We start from the raw sequence: 7,252 nt of genomic DNA on the forward strand, positions 1-7,252 counted from the left end.
GGGGGCCGGGGGGCGGCGGTTTTGGCGGGGGGCACCGAGGCTCCCTCTTGGCGACGACTACTAAAAGTGACCGGAACGCATGCCGCCCTACCGGTTGAAGTACCAGATCGTGACGCAGAGGAGCGTCGCCCCAAAAATGACACCCAGGGCAGGCAGGCAACTGAACCCTTGGCAGACGCGGCTCTGCCTGCGGGCGACGGCCCTTCTTGTGCCCACGGGCCACGCTCGTGTGGCCGCTTTCGGACGATGGGGCTTTCTCTTGGCCCCCCAGGACCACTCTCCGGCCACATTGGCATCGGCCGCGGGTGCCATAGGGCGCCAGCCAGCTACAGCTGGCACCTTCTCTGTCTCGACGGCGCTCAACTCGACCGCACTGCCTGACGAATGTCCCCGCATTGCAGCGGTGTCCCGACCTTCAACTGTTTCAGCGATCGCGCAGTGCTGGGGAGGGCGGGACGCCGACTGCTGCTGCTCGTACGTGCAGGTAGCAAAGCGCAGCTTGCTGACCTGACAGCACGACGGATTCGCCGGAGACCCCAACTGTGGTGCACTGCAACGCGGTTGGTGGCAGCATGGACGTGAACGGACGGATGTGGCGGAACGCCGGAATGGCGGGGGAATGCTGGCGGAATCACTAGTGGCGCTGGCCACCGCGGGATCGACAGCTCTCGTAGGGGCCATGGCTACGGATGCCTGGCAGGCCACCCGCACCGGTGTACTGGGGCTTTTCGGGCGTGCCGGCACAAGCTCCCGGGACGGCACTGCGGTGCAGCCCGTTGGCGGCACGGCACCGGAGGAGGGCGGGACGGGGGCCGGCACCGCCGCGGACCACCGGATCGAACTAATCGCGGCGCAGCTGGACGGAGACGCCGCCCTCGTGGCGCGTGCCGACGACACGCCAGCGGCCCGGATCAGCCTGCTGCCGGCCTGGCAGCTGAGGGTGCAGGAGCTGCTGCGCGAGCACCCGGAACTCGCGGGCGAGCTGAGTGACCTCACAGAGCGGATGCGGCGTTCGTTGCCCGAGGAAGAGCAGCAGTGGGTGATGCACGTCGTCGCCCACGATCACGCGCAGGTGTTCGCCTCCCAAGGTGGCAACGTGATTGTCCATCAGGAGCGGAGTGAACGCGCTTGAGTTCCCAGTACGTCACCGCCACTGGCGGGTTCGCGTACGGGGTGATCGGCGCCGATATCCACGTCTTCGGGGACGGCACGCCGCTATACGTACTGGAGCGGTGGCGGCGGCCTCCCGCGCTCGACGACGAGTGGCTGCGCGAGCAGCCGAGCCGGATGCTCAACGCCCGGTTCGCCGTGGTTGGGTTCACCGGCCGCGAGCAGGAACTGCGGGAGCTGCGCGAGTGGTGCACCCAGGAGCGAGGCCGGGCCGCCCGGTGGCTGCACGCGCCCGGCGGGCAGGGCAAAACGCGAATGGCGCAGGAGCTCGCAGCCCAGATGGCTGAGCTCGGGTGGACGGTGGCCACGGCAACCGAGGGCCCGGGCGGTGTCCTGCCGCCGCCCGGCAGCCAGGACCTGCGACCGGACGGCACAGCCGGGCTGCTTCTCCTGGTCGACTACGCCGACCGGTGGCCGCTGTCCTCGCTGACCTGGCTGTTCAGCAACGCGTTGCTGCACCGTACCGATCTTCTAGTGCGGATCCTGCTAATCGCTCGCAGTACGGACATCTGGCCGGCGCTCCGGGCCTCCCTGGTGAACGAGCAGGTCTCGTTCTCTCAGCAGCTGCTGCCACCCCTCGTCGTGAACGACCCCGACAGTCCCAGCAGGGCCACCGTCTCGGAGCCCCAAGGACGTCACACCATGTACCGGGCCGCCCTGAACGGCTTCGCCGCTCGGTATGGGGTCCCACCGCCGCACACCGGCCCGGCCGACCTGGGCCACCCCGAGTTCGGTCTGGTGCTCGCCGTCCATATGGCCGCCCTGGTCACAGTCGACGCGCACGCCACTGGCCGTACGCCGCCCGCGCCCGTTCCCCCGGCCACCTTCGACCCAGCCGCTGTACCTGATCTGCCGGGCACCGCCAGACTGGCCCTCTACCTGCTGGACCGGGAACAGCTCAACTGGGCACGTCTGTACCGGGAAAGGCGCCACGGCCGGATCGCCACTCCGCCCGCCACGATGAACCGGGCCGTCTTCACCGCCGCCCTCAGCGGCCCCCGGTCCCCCGACTCCGGGACCGCGCTCCTCAACGCACTGTCTCTGGGGCGCCCCACTGCGGAGGTCCTCGCCGACCACGCGATCTGCTACCCGCCACCCGATCCGGCGCGGGCTACCGTCCTCGAACCGCTCTACCCCGACCGCCTCGCTGAGGACTTCGTCGCCCTGACCCTGCCGGGCCACCACGCCGCATACCCGGCGCAGCACTGGGCCCCGGAGAGCGCCGCAGTGACCACCGGCCGCGACGACTTGCCCACCCGGGCCGTCACCACGCTCGCCGCGGCGGCCGAACGCTGGCCACACGTGGGTCCACGCTGCTTGTTTCCGCTGCTGGACGAGAATCCGGACCTGGCCGTGGCCGCCGGCGCGCCCGCCCTGCTGGCCCTAGCTGACCTGCTTTCCATCCCAGACCAGTTGCTGGGTAGGGTGCTCGATCGGTTGCCCCGCCCGACCCCGCCCGACCTGGAGGTGGCCGCCGCCGTCCTGCGGGTCCGCCTGCTGGAGCTGCTGCTCGACGTGGCCGACGGTCCGGGAGCGAGGGCTGGTGTCCTGGTCAACCACGGCAACGACCTCAGCCTGCTCGGCCGCCGTGAAGAGGCGGTCCTCGTCGTGCTGCGGGCGGTCCGTGCCTTCGAGCACCTGGCCCTCGAGCAGCCGGAGATCTACGAGGCCGACGTTGGGAAGTCCCTGACCAACTACGCCAGCCTGCTCGCGGAGACCGGACGGGGGGCCGAGGCCGTGGCCGCCCAGGAACGGGTGGTGGGGGTCTTCCGGCGCCTCCATGGGCGGGACCGCCCGTGGTACGACCTCGACCTTGCGACCGCTCTGGCCAACCTTGCTACGTACCTGGAACACGCCGGGAGGTGGACCGAGGCATATCGGGCCAACCAGGAGGCGATCGAGCATTACCGCCGACGGGAGGCCGACGACCCGCGCTTCCGTGTCGGCCTCGCCGTCGCCCTGACCAACGCCGCAGCCCTGACCCTACGGAGCGCGGCCGACACCGAGACTGACGTCGAGCGAACTCTGTCCGGCGCCAAGAGGGGAGGCCCCGCCCCCATGCCCGGTGATGGCACCCAGACGGCCTTTGACGCAGTTCGGATCTGGCGTGAACTGGCCGACGTCGACCCCGTGGGCCACCGGCCCGACCTCGCTCTCGCCCTGCTCAACCTCCGTCGCGAACTCGCCGACGCCGCCCGTCACCAGGAGGCCAACGCCGCCATCACGGAGTCCGTTGGCCTCTACCGCCGCTTGGCCGACGACAACCCTCTGACACACCGGAAGCACCTCGCCATCGCGCTGGGCGCGCTCTGCAAGAGCCTTACGGCCGTCGGCCTCCACGACGAGGCCCTGGCTGCCGGCGAGGAGTCCGTCGCGCTCTGGAGGCAGCTCGCCGCCACGAACCCCGACGCGCACGAGATTGGCATGGTCGGTGCCCTGCACGAGCAGAACGACGCCCTGCGGGCCGCCGGACGACCCTTGGACCCCGAGGCCAGTGCACGCTCCCCACGGGTTCGTATCGAGGACTACGTGCGGTGCCCCGGCACCACGGTCGAGGTGTCGGGCTGGGACCGCGTTACCGAGCTGTCGGCCACCCGCGACAACCTGTTCCGCGTGGCTGAACAACTTGCCCGCCGACAGGACTGGCCGCTGTACTGGGAGGCTGTCTGCCGTTGCTCGCTGACCGACGCCGCCCGGCTTGCCCGCCGCATCCCGGTGCGCCGCTGGCACCCTGCCGACGCGGTCGACCAAGTGCTGCTGGATGCCCTCCGCTCACTCCCTGCCCGCCGCACCGCCACTCTGATCGCCGAGGCCTCCGCAGGCGCGACCACCCGGCTCCCGGCCGAGCTGGGCCTCTTCAACGAGGACTTCATCTCCTTCGCCCACGGACACAACGCCCTAGCGGTCGCTACGACCGCCGATGGCCGGGAGACGATCGAGACTCTCGACCTGCGCACCGGAGCCCGGAGCACCTTGCACACCGGACCGCCCGACCACAGTTCAATCACCTGCGTTGACGCCTCGACCGTTATCGCCGTGAGGTCACCCGACCACGGCGGTGGCCTGGCGTTCGAACTCGTCCGCCACACCGGTCAGGGCACCACTATCCTTGCGCGAGGGGCTGCGGTGGCCAGCGCTAGGGTCGCCACAATGCTCGTCGGCTACGTAGCCGGCCTGAATTTCTCCCCGGCCGCCCTGGTGGACGAGGCTGTCGGCACCGCGTCGCCGGACGCCCTTCGGCAGGTCGATCTCAGTGCCTGGGGACTTTCCAACGGCACCCTGATCGCCGTGGCCCCCGACGGGATCCGGCTGGTGCTCTGCGACGGCTACGCCATGGTCGCCGCCGACGCACTCCTCGGCGGCGCCCTAGCCGTCGGAGGACCGGTACAGCCTGACGCGATCATCGATCTGACATTCGTCGGCCACGACCGACTACTCACCTCCGGCCAGGAAGGCGGGCTGACCCTCTGGCAGCTCGGCGGAACGCACATACGGCCCCATGTCAAACGGACCACGCCGCGCATGGAGCACCTGTTCTCCGTACCGGAGTGGGACGTCGTCGGTGGCAAGGCTCCCGGCGAAGGACGTATCCACTTCCTTGACCCCGACACCCTCGCCCCGCGGCCAGCCCCGCCCGCCCTCATGGGCACCGAGCACCCCAACCTCATCATTTCCTCCCCCGACGGCCGGTATGTCGCCTACGCGGGACAACTGGCCGTCGGCGATGCCCGCCAGCGCCGCGATTTCGACTGGCACAGCCGCGTGTACGACCTCGACCACCCCGGCGCGGTCCTCCAACGCCCTCTGACCGACCTGCGCCTCGCCGCGACCGGGCACCTTCAGAGCGCAGAACGAGAGGCCCGCCGCACCGGCAACACCCACCTGCACCACCTGTTTACCCTCGCCCTCGCCCTCGCGGAGCGCTCCTCGGGCAACTGACCCCACAGTGCGGCCGGGCTGACCCTGCGACCGTAGCCGGATCCACGCTTTGCAGCGTCCCCGTCCGTCCGATTTGCGGCTCCTTACTGGTCGCGAGGGCAGGCGCGCCACAGCTCTTAGGATCATGGAGGCGGGCCGCGCCGGGTCCCCGCGCAGTCGTGTTGAGGGCAGCAGTTCGGCCTGCCCACAGCGGGCGTCAGGGGGTGTCGCCGCCCCTGTGCAGCCGGTCCGTGTCGCCGGGCTGTCCCTGGTGGTGGGCCCGGCCGCCCGGCCCGTACGCGCCGAGCTCGGTGATGAGTGCCGCGCCGTTCAGCAGCTGCTGGACGCTCCACCCGGTGACGTCGATGTGCTGTCCGTCGAGCGGGCGCCAGCGAGTGCCGCGTACCGGTGTCCCGGCGTCTCAGTGCTCGGCTCGCTCCCGTAGGTCATCATCTGCGCACGGGCAGCGAGATGGGCCGCCACCGCGAGTTCACGATCGCCACCGACATCCCCGTGTACTTCTGTGATCCAGCCAGCCCCTGGCAGAGCGGGTCGAACGAGAACACGAACGGCCTGCTGCGGCAGTACTTTCCCAAGAGCACCGACCTGTCCGTCCACACCCGTGAGCACCTGGCCGCCGTCGCCGCCGAACTCAACGGCCGCCCACGCAAGACGCTCGGCTGGGAAACCCCGGCCGAGCGCCTGCGCAAACTGCTCGCGGCCTGAGTCCGGCTATGTGCTAACCGCGTGGACTCAGCTGACCGGCCAGGTGCGCTTGGCCGCCCAGGTGCCGAAGCGCTGCCAGCCGATCTCCGGAAAGTCGCGGCGCAGGGCGTCCACGTCCACATCGAGGCCGACCTCGGTGAAGTAGCGGAACATCGCGGCGAGATCGGCCGAGAACGCCTCGACGTGGGCGATCGGCAGCCGCTCGAAGACGATCGGCCGGCCGCACACGCCGGTCAGGGCTTCCGCGATCTCCGGGCAGGTCAGCTCGTCGGAGGCGATGTCGATGCGCCGACCCGCGAACTCCTGTGGCTGCGCAAGGACATGGGCTGCGAAGGCGCCGATGTCCCGCGCGGGAATCAGCGTCAGCGGCCGGTCGGCCGGCATCGGCAGCACGAACCGGCCTTCGCGCAGACCATCGAGCGACCACTCGACCGTGTAGTTGTCCATGAACGCGGCCGGACCGAGGATCGTCCACGGCACACCCAGCCCACGCAGATGCCGCTCGATGCGGTACTTGCTGTCGAAGTGTGGGATGCCCGTGCCGCGGTCGGCGTGCGCGGCCGAGGTGAACACGATGTGCCCGACACCGCGGGCGGCCTCCAGCAGGTCGATGCCCTGCCGGACTTCGGTCTCCGGGTCGGAGCCAAACGGCGTGGACATCGCGAACAACCCGTCGGCGCCCTTCAGGGCGGCCTCCAGCGAGTTGCTGTCGTCGAAGTCCGCTGCGTGCACCTCGGCGCCGAGGCCCCTCAGCGCGTGGGCGGCGGCCGAGTCGGAAGTGCGGGTGAGGGCGCGGACCTGGAAGCCCTGATCGAGCAGCGAGCGGGCGGCCGCGCCGCCTTGGGCGCCGGTCGCTCCGGCGACGGCCACCACGGGCCGGTAGGATTCCTTCGTCATGCGGTTACCGTATGACACAGTTACTGCGTTACGCAGATATTTAGCGAGGTGTGCATGCTGATCGACGATCTCCAGCAGGAGTCCCGCCGCTACTTGGCCTCGTACGTCATGTTCAACCAGGCGGTCGCGGACCATCTCAAGCTGCACCCCACCGACGTCCAGTGCCTCAACCTGCTGACCGTCGAGCCCGGCCCGTTCACCACCGGCCGGATCGCCGAACTGACCGGCCTGACCAGCGGATCGGCGACCCGGCTGGTCGACCGTCTCGAGAAAGCCGGATACGTGGTCCGGCACCGCGACAAGACCGACCGCCGCCGCGTCCGGGTGGAGCCTGTCCCGGAGGCGATGCAGGATCTCATGGAACTGTGGTCCGAACTGGGCGAGGGGTGGCAGGCGATGTTCGCCGACTATACCGAGGACGAGCGCGCTCTGCTGTACCGCCACATGCGACGCACCGTCGAACTCTCCCAGCAACAGATCGCCCGCCTGCGCGACATGGGATGACCGCCGCCCACGCAAAACGCTCGGCCGGGGAAACCCC

At 70.0% G+C, this 7,252-nt stretch carries 5 protein-coding genes and 1 pseudogene; 5 read left to right on the forward strand and 1 reads right to left on the reverse strand.

Annotated features, from left to right (window positions below):
- Nucleotides 1–679 precede the first annotated feature (679 nt).
- The 4 genes and pseudogenes from ACFWFI_RS38955 to ACFWFI_RS38970 form a co-directional block, all read left to right on the forward strand.
- The gene (locus tag ACFWFI_RS38955; RefSeq protein ID WP_387400026.1) at nt 680–1,132 is read left to right on the forward strand and encodes a hypothetical protein; all 453 of its coding nucleotides are present in this window, start codon (nt 680–682) and stop codon (nt 1,130–1,132) included.
- On the forward strand, nt 1,129–5,109 hold the full coding sequence (locus ACFWFI_RS38960) for a tetratricopeptide repeat protein (RefSeq protein ID WP_387400029.1): 3,981 nt from the start codon (nt 1,129–1,131) through the stop codon (nt 5,107–5,109). Before ACFWFI_RS38955 ends, ACFWFI_RS38960 begins: the two co-directional genes overlap by 4 nt.
- A 217-nt stretch (nt 5,110–5,326) precedes the next feature.
- Nucleotides 5,327–5,533 (forward strand): hypothetical protein, encoded by a 207-nt coding sequence (locus tag ACFWFI_RS38965; RefSeq protein WP_387400039.1) that lies wholly within the window; start codon nt 5,327–5,329, stop codon nt 5,531–5,533.
- Nucleotides 5,534–5,550: 17 nt separating this feature from the next.
- Nucleotides 5,551–5,814 (forward strand): annotated as a pseudogene (locus tag ACFWFI_RS38970) (IS30 family transposase); the annotation flags it as partial.
- A gap of 27 nt (nt 5,815–5,841) precedes the next feature.
- On the opposite strand, the gene ACFWFI_RS38975 reads toward ACFWFI_RS38970, so the two are convergent.
- Nucleotides 5,842–6,711 (reverse strand): NmrA/HSCARG family protein, encoded by an 870-nt coding sequence (locus ACFWFI_RS38975; RefSeq protein ID WP_387400032.1) that lies wholly within the window; start codon nt 6,709–6,711, stop codon nt 5,842–5,844.
- A gap of 54 nt (nt 6,712–6,765) precedes the next feature.
- Between ACFWFI_RS38975 and ACFWFI_RS38980 the strand changes: the two genes are divergently transcribed.
- Nucleotides 6,766–7,215, forward strand: coding sequence for a MarR family winged helix-turn-helix transcriptional regulator (locus ACFWFI_RS38980; RefSeq protein ID WP_387400036.1), 450 nt, complete (start codon nt 6,766–6,768; stop codon nt 7,213–7,215).
- Nucleotides 7,216–7,252 lie beyond the last annotated feature (37 nt).

It is taken from the genome of Streptomyces sp. NPDC060209, assembly GCF_042728155.1.
Classification (GTDB): domain Bacteria; phylum Actinomycetota; class Actinomycetes; order Streptomycetales; family Streptomycetaceae; genus Streptomyces.